The 18,189-nt window shown below is 49.4% G+C and carries 17 protein-coding genes and 1 pseudogene; 9 read left to right on the top strand and 9 right to left on the bottom strand.

Going from position 1 to position 18,189, the window contains the following annotated elements:
- Nucleotides 1-12: 12 nt before the first annotated feature.
- From EA26_RS01745 to EA26_RS01760, 4 genes and pseudogenes are all read right to left on the bottom strand, one after another.
- Entirely contained in the window at nt 13-699 is a 687-nt protein-coding gene (locus tag EA26_RS01745) for a hypothetical protein (protein WP_039422745.1), read from the bottom strand.
- Between the two features lie 910 nt (nt 700-1,609).
- Nucleotides 1,610-1,885, bottom strand: coding sequence for a hypothetical protein (locus EA26_RS01750; RefSeq protein WP_226978339.1), 276 nt, complete (start codon nt 1,883-1,885; stop codon nt 1,610-1,612).
- Between the two features lie 100 nt (nt 1,886-1,985).
- Nucleotides 1,986-2,687 (bottom strand): annotated as a pseudogene (locus EA26_RS01755) (tyrosine-type recombinase/integrase); the annotation flags it as partial.
- 182 nt (nt 2,688-2,869) lie between these two features.
- Nucleotides 2,870-3,736: a YicC/YloC family endoribonuclease gene (locus EA26_RS01760; RefSeq protein ID WP_039422746.1), complete on the bottom strand. Its 867-nt coding sequence runs from the start codon at nt 3,734-3,736 to the stop codon at nt 2,870-2,872.
- A 181-nt stretch (nt 3,737-3,917) separates the two neighbouring features.
- On the opposite strand from EA26_RS01760, the gene rph reads away from it, so the two are divergent.
- Nucleotides 3,918-4,634 (top strand): ribonuclease PH, encoded by a 717-nt coding sequence (rph, locus tag EA26_RS01765; RefSeq protein ID WP_039422750.1) that lies wholly within the window; start codon nt 3,918-3,920, stop codon nt 4,632-4,634.
- A gap of 424 nt (nt 4,635-5,058) precedes the next feature.
- Nucleotides 5,059-5,700, top strand: coding sequence for an orotate phosphoribosyltransferase (gene pyrE / locus EA26_RS01770; protein ID WP_039422753.1), 642 nt, complete (start codon nt 5,059-5,061; stop codon nt 5,698-5,700).
- A gap of 162 nt (nt 5,701-5,862) precedes the next feature.
- Here the strand turns inward: pyrE and EA26_RS01775 are convergent, their stop codons facing one another.
- The 3 genes from EA26_RS01775 to coaBC form a co-directional block, all read right to left on the bottom strand.
- On the bottom strand, nt 5,863-6,801 hold the full coding sequence (locus EA26_RS01775; RefSeq protein WP_039422754.1) for a Kdo(2)-lipid IV(A) acyltransferase: 939 nt from the start codon (nt 6,799-6,801) through the stop codon (nt 5,863-5,865).
- Between the two features lie 3 nt (nt 6,802-6,804).
- On the bottom strand, nt 6,805-7,395 hold the full coding sequence (gene slmA / locus EA26_RS01780; protein WP_039422755.1) for a nucleoid occlusion factor SlmA: 591 nt from the start codon (nt 7,393-7,395) through the stop codon (nt 6,805-6,807).
- A 141-nt stretch (nt 7,396-7,536) separates the two neighbouring features.
- Nucleotides 7,537-8,742 (bottom strand): bifunctional phosphopantothenoylcysteine decarboxylase/phosphopantothenate--cysteine ligase CoaBC, encoded by a 1,206-nt coding sequence (coaBC, locus tag EA26_RS01785; RefSeq protein ID WP_039428705.1) that lies wholly within the window; start codon nt 8,740-8,742, stop codon nt 7,537-7,539.
- 249 nt (nt 8,743-8,991) lie between these two features.
- Between coaBC and EA26_RS01790 the strand changes: the two genes are divergently transcribed.
- The 4 genes from EA26_RS01790 to rpmG all read left to right on the top strand — a co-directional run bounded on the left by EA26_RS01790 (nt 8,992) and on the right by rpmG (nt 12,180).
- Nucleotides 8,992-10,659, top strand: a complete 1,668-nt coding sequence (locus EA26_RS01790) for a methyl-accepting chemotaxis protein (protein ID WP_152593646.1) — start codon at nt 8,992-8,994, stop codon at nt 10,657-10,659.
- A 113-nt stretch (nt 10,660-10,772) separates the two neighbouring features.
- Nucleotides 10,773-11,453 (top strand): RadC family protein, encoded by a 681-nt coding sequence (gene radC / locus EA26_RS01795; protein WP_039422756.1) that lies wholly within the window; start codon nt 10,773-10,775, stop codon nt 11,451-11,453.
- Nucleotides 11,454-11,759: 306 nt separating this feature from the next.
- Nucleotides 11,760-11,996 carry a 50S ribosomal protein L28 gene (gene rpmB, locus EA26_RS01800; RefSeq protein ID WP_011078894.1) on the top strand — a complete coding sequence of 79 codons (237 nt, stop codon included), beginning with the start codon at nt 11,760-11,762 and terminating at the stop codon, nt 11,994-11,996.
- Between the two features lie 13 nt (nt 11,997-12,009).
- Complete coding sequence (gene rpmG, locus EA26_RS01805) at nt 12,010-12,180, top strand: 50S ribosomal protein L33 (protein WP_039422766.1); 171 nt, start codon at nt 12,010-12,012, stop codon at nt 12,178-12,180.
- 126 nt (nt 12,181-12,306) lie between these two features.
- On the opposite strand, the gene EA26_RS01810 is transcribed toward rpmG, so the two are convergent.
- The gene (locus EA26_RS01810) at nt 12,307-13,875 is read right to left on the bottom strand and encodes an IS1182 family transposase (RefSeq protein WP_039422768.1); all 1,569 of its coding nucleotides are present in this window, start codon (nt 13,873-13,875) and stop codon (nt 12,307-12,309) included.
- A gap of 180 nt (nt 13,876-14,055) precedes the next feature.
- Here EA26_RS01810 and EA26_RS01815 point away from each other — a divergent pair, with 180 nt between their 5' ends.
- The 3 genes from EA26_RS01815 (at nt 14,056) to mutM (ending at nt 17,198) form a co-directional block, all read left to right on the top strand.
- On the top strand, nt 14,056-14,538 hold the full coding sequence (locus EA26_RS01815) for a hypothetical protein (RefSeq protein WP_039422770.1): 483 nt from the start codon (nt 14,056-14,058) through the stop codon (nt 14,536-14,538).
- A 204-nt stretch (nt 14,539-14,742) separates the two neighbouring features.
- The gene (locus EA26_RS01820) at nt 14,743-16,311 is read left to right on the top strand and encodes an IS1182 family transposase (protein WP_039422768.1); all 1,569 of its coding nucleotides are present in this window, start codon (nt 14,743-14,745) and stop codon (nt 16,309-16,311) included.
- 77 nt (nt 16,312-16,388) lie between these two features.
- Nucleotides 16,389-17,198 carry a bifunctional DNA-formamidopyrimidine glycosylase/DNA-(apurinic or apyrimidinic site) lyase gene (gene mutM, locus EA26_RS01825; protein WP_039422772.1) on the top strand — a complete coding sequence of 270 codons (810 nt, stop codon included), beginning with the start codon at nt 16,389-16,391 and terminating at the stop codon, nt 17,196-17,198.
- On the opposite strand, the gene EA26_RS01830 is transcribed toward mutM, so the two are convergent.
- The gene (locus tag EA26_RS01830; RefSeq protein ID WP_052079597.1) at nt 17,195-18,181 is read right to left on the bottom strand and encodes a glycosyl transferase family 90; all 987 of its coding nucleotides are present in this window, start codon (nt 18,179-18,181) and stop codon (nt 17,195-17,197) included. The genes mutM and EA26_RS01830 overlap by 4 nt on opposite strands.
- Nucleotides 18,182-18,189: the final 8 nt, after the last annotated feature.

An 18,189-nucleotide genomic window follows, 5' to 3' on the forward strand; every position in this document is an offset into this window, starting at 1 on the left:
TTTTTCAGGCTTCTAATTTTTGCTACCGTAATCAGTTACGGCACCAAAATTAGCTTCCATCCACACATCACTCTCCGGCCCACAAAGGTGGTGCAGCAGCGCTAGGTTGATCTGATGGCTGATCACGTTGCCGTTTCGTTTTCCGTTGTCTTTTCTCAAACCTCTCAGTAATAACCCTGTGCATGATTTGCCCATTTGCTCCGGCGAACTGGGCAGGCAAAAGGCGCGGTTTTGCCGTTTGGGGTGCAAGGTAGCGCGCTTTCCTGTTTTAGATAAAGGCGTAATGCACCAAAAAATACGGGCGTTGGCCGGTGTGTTTACGTGCAATGTTTTGGTTTGGCTCGTGCCATCCCTATATGTAGGTAACAAATGTGCTGGTAACAAAACCAAGCCGCCTTGCGCGTGGCCATCAACCTCAGGTAAAGGTAGCCAATACAGGTTTGGCCATTGCTCAGGGCTCTGCCATTTTTCTACGATCACTTGTAAGCCAATGCTATTGAGCCATTGGTGAATCGGGCAGCCAGAGTGCGCTTGTTTAACGCGTGGTAACTGATAGGTCAGCCAGCGGGTTAAACGTTCGGCTGCATTATCGCACTGGCTTAATGCTGGGTAGAGGGTAAACGCGCCATGCCCAACCAGTAAAGCGACCACCTGCTGTATCCATTCTCTATCCCAATCGTTAGCACTTGCCCATAGCACGTCACTTATCACCTTGTTGGTTCGTCATGCCGTCTATTTTCAGTCGTCGGGTGCAGACTCAGTGGTGAATTAGATGAAAGAAATGGCCATCAAACTCACCAGTCAAATCGGTTTTTTATGATGACCTGTGCGCGGCTAACTGTTTGATATACATAGTCCAATACGGTGCTGTTTGGCGGCATTTGGCTAGTGCAAAAAAATCGAGACGCCAAACGATCGTTTGCATTCTGGGTTAGAAAAAACAAACGGTTTGTACTTTGATGCCGAGGTTGGTTTAGGGTACAAAAAGTGCCAAACCTTGCTTTGAGTCAGTAATGGCAAGGCCTACTGGTTTTGGATTTCAATCGAGAAGCCAAACAGTAAATGGACTAATTTCCCTGTTTGGCGTTTCGATCCAAAAGCCAAACGGATAGTGGTTTTGGCGTATGGGGGTAAAGGCATGGGGAAGTGTGTGGCGGCTGTTGAAACTCATGGATTAGCAAATGACGCCTAGGGGGGATTGCATCAGCTGATCAAAGTAAGTAATTGGGTTGGTTGATTTAGCTTTAAGCGGGGTGTGGTATTTTGTAAGCGAGCTATTGGTAGGAAAAGCAATGGCTGAATAGTGACAAGGCGAAATGAGAACCGACGCGTACAGAAATGCAGAGGCGTCGGCCATATTGGCTTGAAGATTATGTTTAGTGACCTATTTTGTCAATCAAAGCCCCAATTGCCCCATTCCTTGGGGCAATGTAATTTCTTCTTATTCACCCTCTAATGCTCGTCATAGCAAGTGTTGCCCCGTTGCCCCGTTGCCCCAACTGCCCACGGTAAGTGAGCAAATGGGGGCTTGTTAGTTTCGCCTGATGGGCCTTTTCGGCATGCGGCTGCGTTTGCCATCGAAGAAGGCCAAGACTCTGAACCCCTCTTTTTAAAAAGAAAGGGGTGATTCTTCATACCCCAAGCTGTGCGTTGGACGTGCAGGCGGGATGAGCCCCAGTTTGCGTCCTAAACTGACAATCACGTAGAACATGAGCTTTAGCATCAGCCAAGGAGCGAGTACCACCAATGTCATCAGGCAATGCCGAGTAAGTGCGTAGCCTATACCATGAGGTTGTTCGAGTAAGGCAATGCCAATACACCAACCAAGGCCTGCCAGCATGGCTATTGGAAAGGTAATGGGGGCGAGTCGCATCATAAATTGCATGTTATATCCTTCCTACTTGAAGCTGCAGCGGTGTTGGCTGCGTTCGTTCACCCCAATCACATAGTATGTCTATGCTCATGGGGATTCATTCTCTTGCCGCCTAGCTGCAACTCCCAGTAGTTTGGCTATAGCGCCCTCCTGTGTGGTGTTGTGAAGCGGGCTCAAAGTTCACCAGTGGTTCAACCACATCAGCCACGGTTTGATGGGCAATACGGCGCTCTTCAAAGTAATCGTGGCGGTCGTAGATACCCTCAACGCCTTTTAGCTTATGGTTTAGACAGCGTTCGGCTACGTTGCCTGCAATACCCAAAGAGGCGGCAAGGCTGCGAAAGGTGCGGCGCAGATCGTGTACGGTGAAGTGTTCAAGTTTGCCCATTTTATTGGGAGGCTGTTTTTTGCGCCCTGGCTCGCGACCAAAGAGTTTAGAAATGGCGCGGTTCAGCGTATCTGGCCCCATATGTGGACGATGGCTTGCTCGTCTGGCTGGGAAAACATAAGGCGAGCCACAAGCGCGGATTTGCAACTCGTTAAACCAAGCAATGGCTTGGCGTGGTAAGGGAATGCTGATTGGGACGCCGGTTTTGCTGCGTTCTTTGGGCAGATCCCACACGCCTGTGGTTAAATCCATTTCACGCCACATGGCTTCGCACAGTTCGCTTTTGCGTACACCCAACACCAAAAACAGGCAGCAAGCGAGGTAGTTGTCGCGGCCAAAGCTATTGATATGGGTATGAAACACGCTAAAGGCGTAGTGAATTTCCTCTTTGCTAAGCATCCTGTCTTTACTGGACTCCACGCCACCGCAAAATGCTTATTGAGCAAAAAAGAGGGGGCTGCCCACCATTCTGCCCACCACTAAACAGGTAGTTGGTAACGGACATCTGCAAACCGATTTGGACGGGGAAAATAAAAAAGCCCTGTATTTACAAGCAAATAACAGGGCTTTTAAGACATTCTTGGACGGGTAACTTTCTACCCAAGAACCTATTCGATGTTTTGGATCTGTTCGCGCATCTGCTCAATCAGTACCTTGAGCTCGACACCTGAAGCGGTGATGTCGGTGGTGATCGATTTTGATGCCAGCGTGTTCGATTCTCGGTTAAACTCTTGCATCATGAAATCGAGTTTTCGGCCGCACGCTCCGCCTTTTTTCAGCACATTGCGTGCTTCTTTGACGTGGGAATCGAGGCGATCCAGCTCTTCCGCCACGTCCGATTTCTGTGCGAGGAGGATCAGCTCTTGCTCAACACGGGTCGCGTCTAGCTCAATCTTCGCTTCTTCAAATTTGCCCAGCAAGCGCTCGCGTTGCCATTGCAAAATCTCTGGCATGCGCGCACGTACCTTGACCACTTCTGCACTGATCGCTTCAAGACGTTGCTCAATCAGCGCTTTCATGTTGTCGCCTTCACGTCCGCGTGATTCAATAAACTCAGCCAGCGCCTCATCAAAGGCCGCGAGTAACGCTTTGTTGATGGTGTCCATATCTTGCTCTGGGGTCTCCATCACGCCGGGCCATTGCATCACTTGGAAAGGGTTGATGCGGCTTAATTCACCGGTCATGTGCATCACTTGTTCAGCGGCTTTGATCACTTGCTTGGCCAGCGCTTCATTGATCTTGAGCTCGCTTTTGGCCGCGGGATTGGCCTCAAAGCGCAAATTGCATTCTACTTTGCCGCGCGCTAAGCGCTGACGGAAGCGATCGCGCAGCAGCGGTTCTAAACCACGAAATTGCTCCGGGAGGCGGAAATAGGTTTCCAGATAGCGTTGGTTGACGCTACGGATTTCCCACACGGCGGTACCCCAGTCGCTTTTGACCTCTTTGCGGGCATAGCCTGTCATACTGTAAATCATCGAATTTTCCTGTTCTTTATCTGTGAAAATAACGCCCTGCAATAGTAACACACAATCGCCTGGCTCGGGGCTTGCGATAGCGTGTGGCGTGCGAGAACTCGGCGTTCTCGCTAGGATCTTGGCTGGCTTTCCGCTATAATCTTGCCCCAATCTTACTCATCCCCCATAAAAGGATTCATCCATGCGTCCAAATGATCGCGCGGCAGACCAGGTGCGCCCAATTAAAATCACTCGCCAATACACCGCCTATGCAGAAGGTTCTGTGTTGGTTGAGTTTGGTAATACCAAGGTGTTGTGTAACGCGACGGTGGAAGAATCGGTGCCTCGTTGGCTAAAGGGCCAAGGAAAAGGTTGGGTGACCGCGGAATATGGCATGTTGCCACGTGCGACCCATTCACGTACTCGCCGTGAAGCGACCAACGGCAAGCAAGGCGGCCGGACCATGGAAATTCAGTGCTTGATCGCTCGCAGCTTACGTGCGGTGGTGGATCTGGAAGCGATGGGTGAGTTTATGATCACGGTTGACTGTGATGTGATTCAGGCCGATGGCGGCACGCGCACGGCGTCGATTTCTGGCGCGAGCGTGGCACTGGCTGATGCGTTCCAACATCTGCTGGACAGCGGCAAGCTGAAAAAGAACCCGATGAAAGGCCATGTAGCGGCAGTTTCGGTCGGTATTCTCGGTGACGATGTGCTTTGCGATCTCGAATATGTCGAAGACTCAGCCGCCGACACGGATATGAATGTGGTGATGACCGAAGAAGGCAAGATGATCGAAATCCAAGGCACAGCAGAAGGCGAACCGTTTAGCCATGAGCAGTTGCTAGCGCTACTGGAGTCGGCCAAAAAAGGCATCAGTGAGATCGTCGCCGCACAGAAAGCCGCATTAGCGGAATGATTTAGTTAGTAGCTCCCATTAAGGGGGCTATTTTTTTATCTGGGAAGAGCAGGGGCTAGGAAGAGCAGGGGCTAGGAAGAGCAGGGACTAGGAAGAGCAGGGACTAGGCCCTAGGAAAAGCAAGAACCTAGTAACCCAGAACCTAGTAACCTAGGACCTAGGACCTAGTAACCTAGTAACCTAGAACCTAGAACCTAGTAACCTAGGACCTAGTAACCTAGGACCTAGTAACCCAGAACCTAGTAACCTAGGACCTAGTAACCTAGTAACCTAGGACCTAGTAACCTAGGACCTAGTAACCTAGGACCTAGTAACCTAGGACCTAGTAACCTAGGACCTAGTAACCTAGGACCTAGTAACCTAGAACCTAGAACCTAGAACCTAGAACCTATTAACCTCCCTATTAAACATTGAGAGAGTATTCATGAAAGCATACCAGCGTGAGTTTATTGAATTTGCCTTAGAGAAACAGGTCCTGAAATTTGGTGAGTTTACCTTAAAATCAGGTCGTAAAAGTCCTTACTTTTTTAACGCTGGTCTTTTCAATACTGGCCGTGATTTGGCGCGACTAGGCCGTTTTTATGCCGCTGCACTGGCTGATTCTGGTATTGAGTTTGATGTGCTGTTTGGCCCTGCTTACAAAGGCATTCCTATCGCCACTACGACCGCAGTGGCCTTGGCGGATCACCACGATATTGATACGCCTTACTGTTTTAACCGCAAAGAAGCCAAAGATCACGGCGAAGGCGGTAACTTAGTCGGCTCCGCGCTGGAAGGGCGCATTATGCTGGTGGATGATGTGATTACCGCAGGCACGGCGATTCGTGAATCGATGGAAATTATTCAGGCCAACGGCGCCGATTTAGCTGGGGTGCTAGTGGCGATTGACCGTCAGGAAAAGGGCAAAGGCGAACTCTCTGCGATTCAAGAAGTGGAGCGTGATTTCGGCTGCGCGGTGATCTCGATTGTCAGCCTATCGGATTTGATCACCTACCTAGAAGAGAAAGGTGATGCGACTGAGCACCTCGCCGCGGTTAAAGCGTACCGTGAGCAGTTTGGTGTTTAAGAGAAGGGCTAGGAAGAGCGGGTCCTAGGAAGAGCAGGGGCTAGGAACTAGGAAGGGCAGGTTCTAGGAAAAGCAAAACCTAGAAACCCAGAGCCTAGTAACCTAGCCCCCTAGAACCCAGAACCCAGAACCCAGAACCTAGCAACCTCGAAACCTAACTATCTATTTATAACGAATGCCGCGTGGCTGGCTTGGGTCAGCCATGCTTTTATAGCGTTTGTGTAGCCACATCCACTGATCTAATCCACGCAAGATCACTTTTTCAATCGCCTGATTCATCACGGTCGCGGCGCCAACGGCATCTTTGCGCGGGAACTGACCACTGATGTCTTCATCCACTTCTAACGTGTAGGTTTCCCCTTGGCGAAAACTGGAAGCGGTGATCACGGCGCATTTACTCGCATCCACCAACACACCAGTTCCGGCTGTGGTGCAGGCGTCTGGCACGGCGAAAAAGGGCACAAACACCGAATTGTTGTTGCCGTAGTCGTGATCGGGCAAATACCACAAACGGCCGCCAGCGCGCAGAATTTTCAGCATCCCCTTCACATCTTTTCTATCGACCATCTGGTTGCCAAAACGTGTGCGTCCCCAAGTCTGTATAAAGTCATAGGCGGGGTTGTTATGAGGGCGATAAACGCCATAGCCCGGCGCGACCAAAGCAAAGGCGCGCGCAGTGATCTCTAGGTTGAGCGCGTGTGTACAGACCACCAAAACCCCTTTTTTTTGCTCCTCAAGTGCGAGCAAGGGTTCAATGTTACTAAAGGTGATGTGACGTTTGATGCGCCAATTGGGCCAAAACCAAGCGATGCCGGTTTCAAACAGCGCCAATCCTGAGTTCTTAAAGTTTTCAACCACAATGGCCTCACGCTCTTGCTGGCTCATTTCTGGAAAAGCCAGTTCCAAGTTGCGACGTGCCACATGCACGCGGCTTTTGGCAAAGCGCATGGCAAAATGCCCGAGCGCTCGCCCTAAGCGCAGTTGCACTTTGTAAGGAAGAAGGGTGACCACGAGCGCCAGCAGAGCGCAGCCAAACCACACCGGCCAATATTTGGGGTGCAGCAGTGAAAGTGAGAAGGTTGGAGGGGTTTGTAATGCCATAACTTATTGTATTTGTGCACTGAGCAGTGCCCAGTATTCTTCAAAATTTTCAGTAGGTTGATAGCGAAAATCGGAGCGAACAAAGCGGTTTAAACTGCCTTCCACCTGGCCCAGCAATTGCGCCGCCAAGATTTTTTCTTCAACCGGGAAGGATTTGCCTTCGCGCAATTTACGCTCACGTAGAATCTGACGCAGTTGGGTTTCGATGCGTTCAAACAGTTGGTTGATGCGATCGCGTAAGCGCTCGTTTTCAAACATCAGTGCATGGCCGGAGAGAATGCGAGTCAATCCTGGGTTACGCTCAGAAAAAGCTAGGATGAGATGAATCACCAAGCGAATGCGCTCCAGCGTGTCTTTTTCTTCATCCAAAATTCGGTTGATGCGTGACATCAGCGCCTCTTCAATGAACTCGATCAAACCTTCGAACATGCGGGCTTTACTTGGGAAATGGCGATAAAGCGCGGCTTCCGACACACCCACCTGTTGAGCCAGTTTCGCTGTGGTAATGCGTGAAGCGCCCTCCGTGGACTCCAGCATCTGAGCCAGCGCCTGGAGGATCTCTTCGCGGCGGTTTGATTTTTTACTGCCAGCCATTGATTAACTTCCTTTTGAATAGACTTTTTCGTCAGCGAGTATATCAGTATGCCAAGTACAAGACAGTAGTTGATGAGCAGGTTTTGTGAGGCCAAAAAGCAAAAAGCTGTACACGCGCGCCTGCTCAACTACTGTGATAGGCTATTTATCCATCAGTCGACGGATTTGATCGAGGATCTCGACGCTCAGCGACGCTTTACTGCTCAGTGGCAAGGCTTTCTCGCCCTCAGACCAGTAGAGTGTGATGGCGTTGTTGCTGCTGTTGAAACCTTGACCTTCAACCGAAACGTCATTGGCACACAACATATCGAGCTTTTTCTTTTCCAGCTTACGTCGCGCATAGGTCTCCACATCGTGAGTTTCTGCCGCAAAGCCCACGGTGAAGGGGCGGTTTTCTGCCATCGCCGAGACGGAGGCAACGATATCGGGATTTTTCACCATGGTAATGGTCATTTCGTCACTGTCGTCGGTTTTCTTCAACTTTTGCTCAGCCACACTGGCTGGGCGATAGTCGGCCACCGCCGCGCAGCTAATAAAAATGTCATGACTGGCCGCTTGAGCCATGACCACGTCATACATCTCTTGCGCACTGTCGACATTGATACGGTTGACGTTGACTGGCGTGGAGAGCGAAACCGGCCCACTGACGAGGGTCACGCTCGCCCCTAGTTGCATGGCTGCTTGCGCCAAAGCAAAGCCCATTTTTCCCGAGCTGTGGTTGGTGATATAGCGCACCGGGTCAATCGCTTCGCGAGTTGGGCCAGCGGTGATCAAAATCGACGTGTCTTGCAAAGGTTTAGGCTGGAAAAACTGCTCGCAAAGCTCCACCAGTTGCATCGGCTCCAGCATACGGCCTGGGCCTACATCGCCACAGGCTTGTTCGCCTGCCGCCGGGCCCCAAATGTGCATGCCACGGCGCAGCAGCGTTGCGATGTTCTCTTGCGTGGCGACGTTGCGATACATCTGTTGGTTCATGGCGGGAGAAACCGCCACTGGTGCGTCGGTGGCCAGCACCAGCGTGGTGAGTAGGTCGTTACCCATGCCAGCGGCTATGCGGGCGATCAAATCGGCGGTGGCGGGCGCAAGTAGCACCAGATCGGCCCATTTTGCCAGTTCGATATGGCCCATGGACGCTTCTGCCGCCGGGTCGAGTAAGCTGTCAGAGACCGGGCGACCAGAGACGGCTTGCATGGTGAGCGGCGTGATAAACTCTTTGGCCGCTTTGGTCATTACCACCTGTACTTCAGCGCCGCGCTCTTTGAGACGACGTGTTAAATCCGCGCATTTATAGGCGGCAATTCCACCACTGATGCCCAGTAGTATTTTTTTTCCTGCCAATGTTTGCATCTTGTTGTTCTCCAAAAATTCTGCCGCCGATAGTAACACAACTTGCCGCGGCTCGTTACTGGATGAGCGGAGTTTGCGCCGAGGGTGCGCGTGGGCAATCACAGAAGTGAAGCTAAATCAAAAGGCCCATCAATAATGAGGATGGATTATGCAAATTCATGCTCAGCTCACAGACAAGGCATTTTTTCTCTGCAAGATATGGCGAAAATAAAAACCATAACAATCATTGGGATACTTATGTCGCTAGCTATGAAAAGCCGCAATAAACTGCTATTGCTTACCTTAATACCTTTGGTACTTATCTCGGCCATGATCACCGCCGTCTTCTATATCAACAGCCAACAAAGCCTCGAACTTGAGCTGAAAAACTACCGAAACGAGCTGATTGAGACGCGAAAAAGCGAGTTAAAAGCCTATTTGATGATGGGGATGACGGCCATCAAACCGCTGTATGACGGTGATGTGGATGGCAGCCATCAACAGCAGGCAAAGCAGATCCTCAAAGCGATGCGCTTTGACAGAGATGGCTACTTCTTTGCTTACGACTCCAAAGGGGTTAATACCTTACATGCGATCAAACCGGAGCTGGAGGGGAAAAATCTCTACGGCATGAAAGATCAAAATGGCGTGGCGGTGATTGCTGGCCTGATTGACGCCGCAAAAAAGGGCGATGGCTTTCTCTATTTCTCTTGGCACAAACCGACCATTAACGCTCAAGCGCCCAAGCTCGGTTATGCGGAATATCTGCCGAAATGGGATTGGGTGCTGGGCACCGGGATCTACATCGATGATATTGACCGCCAAGTGAATCAATACCGCGAGCAGAGCATTGCCAAGCTCAAGGCGCATACGCTGTCGGCGGTCGGTTTCTCTCTGATTGGCTTATTGCTCGCCTGTGTGGCGATCAGCGTGTTGGTGACACGTGGCATTCAACCTTTGCTGCACATTAGCCAATCCTTAAAAGCGGTAGCCGCTGGTGGCGGCGATCTCACCGCGCGTTTGCAAGTTGAGAGCCAAGATGAAGTGGGCGAAGTGGCGCACGCGTTTAATCAGTTTATGGACAAACTGCATCCGATGATGGTCGAGATCCGTGCCAGCGCTCAAGTGGTGCAGGAAGCCGCCAGTGGTTTGGATGAACACACGGCGATGGCGAGTTCACAGATGCAAAGTCACTGCAGCGAAACCGACAAGGTGGTGACCGCGGTGACTGAAATGAGCGCCACCGCAAAAGAAGTGGCGAGCAACACCCATGCCACAGCGCAGGCGATTGATTCAGCCAACGTGCAAATATCTGAGGCGCAGCTGGAAGTTAACCACGCCATTGAGGGGATTGGCAAATTGGTGGATGAGGTGAACACCACCTCGGAGGCCATTTCTCAATTGAGCCAACAGACCGAGCAGATCACCAAAGTGTTGCAAGTGATTGGCGAGATTGCCGAGCAGACCAACCTGCTGGCGCTGAACGCGGCGATTGAAGCGGCGCGCGCTGGAGAGCAAGGGCGTGGCTTTGCTGTGGTGGCTGATGAGGTCCGCTCGCTGGCCAGTCGCACGCAAAACAGCACGCTGGAAATTGGCGACATGCTGAAACAGCTGCAAAGTGGCGTGGCCCGTGCGGTAAGCACCATGTCGGTCAGCCAAGAACGAGGTGAGCAGACGGCGCTTGAATCGGTGCAAATCAAAAATTCGCTGGCGGGCATCCAAACTGCGGTGGGGACGATCCGCGATATGGGTATCCAAACCGCCTCAGCGGCCGAGCAGCAAAGCGCGGTTGCAGAAGAGATCAATCAAAATCTGGTGGCGATTGCGCAAATCGTCAACGATCTCAATCGCAACTTGCAAGAGTCGGAGACGATCAGTACCCAGCTCAGTACCTCCGGGCGCGAGATGCATGCTCTGGTCGGGCACTTTAAGCTCTGATAAACCGCTCAGTTACATAAAGTTCTTGAGCGGATAGAAAAGCGCTATCAAGCATCTAGACATACGTCGCGCTCTCAGGTCAATTGGCTTATCTTTCGCAAACGAGCGCCGTGATGAGCCTGAAAAACCTACCGAGTGAATCCATGCCACGGGAGAAGCTGCTCTCCCGGGGCCCGCAATCCTTGTCCGATGCCGAACTGTTGGCGATCTTCCTGCGTACCGGCACGCAAGGGATGAACGTGATTGAACTGGCCGATGTTCTGCTGCGTGATTTTGGGTCGCTGCGCAAGCTGTTTTCAGCGAACCAGCAAGAGTTTTGTCGCCACAAAGGGCTGGGGGAAGCCAAGTATGTGCAGCTACAGGCGGTGATTGAGATGACGCAGCGCTACTTAGGCGAAACCTTGCAACGCGGCGACGCGCTGACCAGTCCCCATCACACCAAACTCTATCTTTCCTCTATATTGCGCGATCGACAGCGCGAAGCTTTTTACTTGCTGTTTCTCGATAACCAACACCGGGTGATTAAAGACGAGGTGATGTTTGAAGGCACCATTGATTCGGCGTCTGTCTATCCGCGAGAAGTGGTCAAACGGGCCCTCTACCACAATGCGGCGGCGGTGATTTTGGCGCACAATCACCCATCCGGTGTGGCCGAGCCAAGCCAAGCGGACAGACGGATAACCCAGCGCCTCAGTGATGCCTTGGCGCTAGTTGATATTCGTGTGTTGGATCACTTTGTGGTGGGGGATGGCGAGGTGGTTTCATTTGCCGAACGAGGGTGGCTATCCGTGTGAATTCTATTCCGTATTGACAGGCAAACTTTTTTGTTGTTCATAAGTGAGTTTCTGCTACAATCCCCGCCACTCAAAATTTTTAACTTACATTCAGCTTGGACTACTTGAAAACGTGCTGTCTAAAAAAAGATCACGAAAACCTGTAAAAAGGATCTGTTCGGGTCTTGAGCAATGCATGTCAAGTTAGTATAATGCGCGACCTTTGATAGCCTTGTATGGATATGCCATAACGGTTTTTAACCTCTAATTGATGAGGTTCGGCCACCAAGGTTGATATCGAGCTGAAACGATTTGGAGAAGACATTCATGTCCCGAGTATGCCAAGTAACTGGTAAGCGTCCTGCAGTTGGTAACAACCGCTCACACGCACGAAATGCTACTAAGCGTCGTTTTCTGCCGAACCTACAAACTCATCGTTTCTGGGTAGAGAGCGAAAAACGTTTTGTTAAACTACGCCTGACTGCTAAAGGCATGCGCATCATCGACAAAAAAGGTATCGATGTTGTTCTAGCTGATATGCGTGCACGTGGCGAGAACGTTTAAGAGGAAATAGACAATGGCTAAGAAAGGCATTCGTGAGAAAATTCGTCTAGTATCAACTGCTGATACTGGTCACTTCTACACAACTGACAAAAACAAGCGCAACATGCCAGGCAAATTCGAGATCAAAAAATTTGATCCAGTAGTTCGCAAGCACGTTGTATACAAAGAAGCGAAAATCAAGTAATTGATTTTGTCTCTTTGAAGATTGTAGAAAACCCAGCTTTTTAGCTGGGTTTTTTATTGTTATTTTTTAGAACCCAGAACCTATAGTCTAGTATCCTAGCACCTAGAGCACCATATAGTTTAAATTTTAAGCAGCCAAACTCATCGCTATATGCAGGTTGGTAATAGCTGCCGTTCTGTTTAAATCATATTCATTTAGCCGCAAGCCTCGGTACCTTGCTCTAGGACCTTTGCGGTTGCAGATTGATGCTAGAGAGTGCTCTACTTTGACCCGCTCTCTAGCATCAGCCCGACCTTGAGACGTACTTACGTACTTCTGAAGTTTTTGCAGCATCGCTTCCTGCTCGTGTATTTTAATTTTTCGACCTTTCTCTGATGTCGTACAATCTGCTTTTTTCGGACAAGCGTTGCATTCCGTTGATTTAAAACGGGCTTGCGTTACTTTTCCAGACTTTATCATGGCAACTTTCCCTGCTGGGCACATGACACTGCCTTCAACCAAGTCAATTTGGAAGGCGTTTTTACTCAGTGCGCTCTTGGATGGCGGTGTCCATGGTTTTGCAACAACCTCTTTTCCTGCTTCGTACAGCTCCGTTGTCCAGTGAGCAGCTAAATAACCCCTATCTATTTGAATTTGTTTAACTTCACCGTAAGCATTGACTTTGGGTTTTAAGTACTCCGACGCCTTGTGCTCCGGTTCATTGGCAGGACGGACACAGGTCGCTAATATCAGCTTGTTGTCTAAGTCGACAGCAATATGTTGCTTAAACCCGCTAATCGTCCTTGAGCTTGATTTTCGTCCATGGCGCATGGTTGAGTCTGAGATAGAGATTTGCCTATCCGGCACCGAACCCTCTTTTACTTTAGGCCCATTTCCGTCCGGGTCGGGGTCTATATTCTGTTCCAAAACTTTTGCAAGTAAAGCGAGGCTCTCTTCCAGCCCTTTATGCTTAATAAAGGCGGAGGGTTGTTTTTCTAACCACTGCTTCAGAGCGTCAACATCATTTTGCAAGGTTTCAACGGCTTGATGCTTCTCGTTTTTATCTGACCAATCAATGTCTAACGCCGCTTTGACACTGCTTTTTCCTACCAGTTTTAGACCACATTCTTCGATGAGTTCTTCTTCTGAGATCATCTTTATTTGTGCAGCACAGTTGACGACTAATTCAAGAGCATGTCCCACTAAATTGAACGTATCTTCAACTCGACCAGCGCCCTGTAGTGGCGCTGAGTCTAGGGCCACTCTGAGCTGAACATGACTAAAACCTCCAACTTCACGAGCGACATTTACGGTATGTTCAAGTAAAACTACATCCATATCGTGCGCAATTAAACGATGACGAAAATCACATAAGGTGCCTTGTGAAAATGGCGATTCCTCGCTCCCTAGACAGTCCAGTACCATTTGCCAACGTTGGTCAAACATCGCTTCTAATGTCGCTCCGGCATCCGATTTTTGCTCGTATGCTTGGAGAATCGTTGCCATAGCTAAAAGAGCGGCCGGAACAGCAGGCTTTCCTCTTGGGTGGTCAGCATACATCGACATAAGCTTATGATTAATCTCTTCATTAATGATGAGATGACGATTGGTGCGTAAGAACACAAACAGTTTTCCGGTCTGTTTTAACTTTTTGCAAATAAACTGCTCTTTTTTGGAAAGAGCAGTTGGTGGTTCCCAGTTTCTAGAATTAGACATAATCAATCAGTTGATAAGTTAATAATACTGTGTATTTGATCATGTTTTGGGGCTAAAGTCACTGTGTGTTTTTTAAACTGATCGGTGCTCTAGCACCTAGCACCTAGCACCCTCAAAATCAGTACCTCGCTTTTCCCTTGGTTGGTATACTTTGCTCAGTTATCACTCAGGACTCAAATCATGCGCGTATCCCCTTCACGCCGTCGCCGCTGGAATAATATCCTCATTGCAGGGATCACCTTTTTCATTGTGATCATTAATGCGCCCACATTGATCAAAACCTATCTGCTGGATGATCCTGTGGCCCAGAGTCAATACCCGAGCTTGCTCAATCCAAATGAAACCTTGGTGGCCTTCTATCTCTCTGATTGGGCTTTAGAGCGACAAGGGGACGATTGGCAGTCGAATCAAACCTTATCCGTCACACCCGCTACACTGATCAATCGCTGGCGCGATTTAAAAGGCACACGTCTTGATGACGCGACGGTAGATAAACTTTCTGCCCAGCTACGCAGCCCCGAAACCATCGAAGTATGGTACCAAGACCAAGAAGAGCCGCAGCGCATCACCTTCTACCGTTTAAGCGATTTCTGGTTATTTAAAAACTGGCAGGATAAATGGATCGCCATCTCTGTCTCTCCCGAGTACCTGTTGCCGCAATAACATTCGATTGAAGAGCCAGCTACAAGCTGGCTCTTTCTTTAGGTTTATTTCTTTACCTAATAACCTCATGCCTCGTTTTTGCCTTTACCTTCTCTCCGCTTTTCCATTAACCTAGAGCACCGATCAGTTTAAAAAACACACAGTGACTTTAGACTCAAAACATGATCAAATACACAGTATTATTAACTTATCAACTGATTGATTATGTCTAATTCTAGAAACTGGGAACCACCAACTGCTCTTTCCAAAAAAGAGCAGTTTATTTGCAAAAAGTTAAAACAGACCGGAAAACTGTTTGTGTTCTTACGCACCAATCGTCATCTCATCATTAATGAAGAGATTAATCATAAGCTTATGTCGATGTATGCTGACCACCCAAGAGGAAAGCCTGCTGTTCCGGCCGCTCTTTTAGCTATGGCAACGATTCTCCAAGCATACGAGCAAAAATCGGATGCCGGAGCGACATTAGAAGCGATGTTTGACCAACGTTGGCAAATGGTACTGGACTGTCTAGGGAGCGAGGAATCGCCATTTTCACAAGGCACCTTATGTGATTTTCGTCATCGTTTAATTGCGCACGATATGGATGTAGTTTTACTTGAACATACTGTAAATGTCGCTCGTGAAGTTGGAGGTTTTAGTCATGTTCAGCTCAGAGTGGCCCTAGACTCAGCGCCACTACAGGGCGCTGGTCGAGTTGAAGATACGTTCAATTTAGTGGGACATGCTCTTGAATTAGTCGTCAATTGTGCTGCACAAATAAAGATGATCTCAGAAGAAGAACTCATCGAAGAATGTGGTCTAAAACTGGTAGGAAAAAGCAGTGTCAAAGCGGCGTTAGACATTGATTGGTCAGATAAAAACGAGAAGCATCAAGCCGTTGAAACCTTGCAAAATGATGTTGACGCTCTGAAGCAGTGGTTAGAAAAACAACCCTCCGCCTTTATTAAGCATAAAGGGCTGGAAGAGAGCCTCGCTTTACTTGCAAAAGTTTTGGAACAGAATATAGACCCCGACCCGGACGGAAATGGGCCTAAAGTAAAAGAGGGTTCGGTGCCGGATAGGCAAATCTCTATCTCAGACTCAACCATGCGCCATGGACGAAAATCAAGCTCAAGGACGATTAGCGGGTTTAAGCAACATATTGCTGTCGACTTAGACAACAAGCTGATATTAGCGACCTGTGTCCGTCCTGCCAATGAACCGGAGCACAAGGCGTCGGAGTACTTAAAACCCAAAGTCAATGCTTACGGTGAAGTTAAACAAATTCAAATAGATAGGGGTTATTTAGCTGCTCACTGGACAACGGAGCTGTACGAAGCAGGAAAAGAGGTTGTTGCAAAACCATGGACACCGCCATCCAAGAGCGCACTGAGTAAAAACGCCTTCCAAATTGACTTGGTTGAAGGCAGTGTCATGTGCCCAGCAGGGAAAGTTGCCATGATAAAGTCTGGAAAAGTAACGCAAGCCCGTTTTAAATCAACGGAATGCAACGCTTGTCCGAAAAAAGCAGATTGTACGACATCAGAGAAAGGTCGAAAAATTAAAATACACGAGCAGGAAGCGATGCTGCAAAAGCTTCAGAAGTACGTAAGTACGTCTCAAGGTCGGGCTGATGCTAGAGAGCGGGTCAAAGTAGAGCACTCTCTAGCATCAATCTGCAACCGCAAAGGTCCTAGAGCAAGGTACCGAGGCTTGCGGCTAAATGAATATGATTTAAACAGAACGGCAGCTATTACCAACCTGCATATAGCGATGAGTTTGGCTGCTTAAAATTTAAACTATATGGTGCTCTAGCACCTAGCACCTAGCACCTAGCACCTAGCACCTGCCCTTATCTTGGAGCCGCCATGCCTGAACTACCGGAAGTTGAAGTCAGCAGAATGGGGATTACCCCGCATTTAAATCAGCAAACCATTCGCCGTTTCACTTTTCGTACCGCCAAATTGCGTTGGGACATTCCACTAGAATTAAAGCGGCTGGAAGGGCAAGTGATTGACGCCATTAAGCGCCGTGCCAAATACCTGCTGATTGAAACCGCAGCAGGCTCAGCGATTGTCCATTTGGGCATGTCGGGTTCACTGCGCGTTTTGGACGCCGAACTCCCCGCGGGCAAACACGATCACGTCGATCTGCTACTGACAAATGGCAAAGTGCTGCGCTACAACGATCCGCGACGCTTCGGCGCTTGGCTGTATGTCGAGCCGGGTCAGTCACATGAGGTTTTAGACAAGTTGGGGCCAGAACCGCTCACCGATGATTTTCACGCCGAGTATATGCAGCAAAGGGCGCTAGGTAAGCGCGTGGCGGTGAAGCAGTTTATTATGGACAATAAAATCGTGGTCGGGGTGGGTAATATTTACGCCAGTGAATCGCTGTTTCGCGCCCGTATTCTGCCAACACGACCAGCGATGTCACTCAGTGCCGAGCAGTGGCAATGCTTGGTCAGCCACATCAAACACACCTTGCAAACGGCGATTGAGCAAGGGGGTACCACACTGAAAGATTTCTCCCAAGCCGATGGGAAACCCGGTTACTTTGCCCAAGAGCTGCAAGTGTATGGTAAAGCGGGGGAAGCCTGTCCAGTGTGCGGTGAGTCGATTCAAGAGCTGAAAATCGGTCAGCGCAATACCTTTTTCTGCCTTGAATGCCAGAGTTAAGCTCGGTTGAACTGGTGGATGGCAAATGCTTGAGGTTGCTGTGACAGCATGAAATATTTCATTGCAACCAATAATCCAAGTAAGTGCTCACGCTGTTGGTTTCTAAATGGCGCGACCCACTGATTCGCATTGGCGGCGATCTGTTTGGCCTCTTCGGGATGGTCGAGGTAATAGTGAAGTTTTTCAAGCAAATCCTGATAGTCGTCACGTATTTCTACATAGTGAACCCCGGGTTGAAGTAAACCTTCCATAAACCAAGTCTCAAATTTTGGCTTCGGCATGATGCAAACCGAGTTGGATGCAAGGATCCACTTAAGATTGGTGGCGACATCTTTGCCTTCTAAGCTAACGATAAACTTGCTTTTCAACTGCTCTCGGATAGGCATAAACGGGCCAAACGTGGCCATATTGCTTGCTGCGTGTGCTTTGTGATAGTCACAGCGGGAAATGTCGCACAGAGGGTGTTGGAAATACTGCTCGATAAACGCTTCACGGTGCGACCAAAACCCATCCCCCCGCCAGACGAGGTTGTCTTTCTTTTTATCAAACGGCAGTGGATCGTCAACAAACTGATAATGGCGGACGGCATTCAGTTTGAGGAGTACGGAGTTGCTGCGGTTGCCCTCAATCGGTCGGCTTTTCACAAAACACGGCGTAGGCGGCACGTGAGTCACATCTCCATTAATAAAGCAAAATTCGAGATCGGGGCAGAACCCTTTGATGATTTTTCTTAGATCGAAGAAATAGGTGTTGCCACCGGTTTTACGAAAGTGCCGCACGGAGACTCGGCTGTTGTGATCGAGTGGAAATGGGTGTTGCAGTTGGCAATAGTAATGAACACGCGCCATGAGTTCCGATTGCTCTGCGTAACTCATTTTATCGAACTGACTTAACAAGGTGCGTGCGTAGGTGCGATGAAGCACATTCGGTAGCATTCGCAGCAAGGTGTGCACGCTGTAGTAGTGAAGTTTCTTTAAGCTCATCAGGACGT

The organism is Vibrio navarrensis, from assembly GCF_000764325.1.
Classification (GTDB): domain Bacteria; phylum Pseudomonadota; class Gammaproteobacteria; order Enterobacterales; family Vibrionaceae; genus Vibrio; species Vibrio navarrensis.

Bases quoted from the DNA above. Each gene is read 5' to 3' on its own strand.
- EA26_RS01750 (WP_226978339.1), bottom strand. From the start codon at position 1,885: ATGCAATTTATGATGCGACTCGCCCCCATTACCTTTCCAATAGCCATG.
- EA26_RS01760 (WP_039422746.1), bottom strand. From the start codon at position 3,736: ATGATTTACAGTATGACAGGCTATGCCCGCAAAGAGGTCAAAAGCGAC.
- rph (WP_039422750.1), top strand. From the start codon at position 3,918: ATGCGTCCAAATGATCGCGCGGCAGACCAGGTGCGCCCAATTAAAATC.
- pyrE (WP_039422753.1), top strand. From the start codon at position 5,059: ATGAAAGCATACCAGCGTGAGTTTATTGAATTTGCCTTAGAGAAACAG.
- EA26_RS01775 (WP_039422754.1), bottom strand. From the start codon at position 6,801: ATGGCATTACAAACCCCTCCAACCTTCTCACTTTCACTGCTGCACCCC.
- slmA (WP_039422755.1), bottom strand. From the start codon at position 7,395: ATGGCTGGCAGTAAAAAATCAAACCGCCGCGAAGAGATCCTCCAGGCG.
- coaBC (WP_039428705.1), bottom strand. From the start codon at position 8,742: ATGCAAACATTGGCAGGAAAAAAAATACTACTGGGCATCAGTGGTGGA.
- EA26_RS01790 (WP_152593646.1), top strand. From the start codon at position 8,992: ATGAAAAGCCGCAATAAACTGCTATTGCTTACCTTAATACCTTTGGTA.
- radC (WP_039422756.1), top strand. From the start codon at position 10,773: ATGAGCCTGAAAAACCTACCGAGTGAATCCATGCCACGGGAGAAGCTG.
- rpmB (WP_011078894.1), top strand. From the start codon at position 11,760: ATGTCCCGAGTATGCCAAGTAACTGGTAAGCGTCCTGCAGTTGGTAAC.
- rpmG (WP_039422766.1), top strand. From the start codon at position 12,010: ATGGCTAAGAAAGGCATTCGTGAGAAAATTCGTCTAGTATCAACTGCT.
- EA26_RS01810 (WP_039422768.1), bottom strand. From the start codon at position 13,875: ATGTCTAATTCTAGAAACTGGGAACCACCAACTGCTCTTTCCAAAAAA.
- EA26_RS01815 (WP_039422770.1), top strand. From the start codon at position 14,056: ATGCGCGTATCCCCTTCACGCCGTCGCCGCTGGAATAATATCCTCATT.
- EA26_RS01820 (WP_039422768.1), top strand. From the start codon at position 14,743: ATGTCTAATTCTAGAAACTGGGAACCACCAACTGCTCTTTCCAAAAAA.
- mutM (WP_039422772.1), top strand. From the start codon at position 16,389: ATGCCTGAACTACCGGAAGTTGAAGTCAGCAGAATGGGGATTACCCCG.
- EA26_RS01830 (WP_052079597.1), bottom strand. From the start codon at position 18,181: ATGAGCTTAAAGAAACTTCACTACTACAGCGTGCACACCTTGCTGCGA.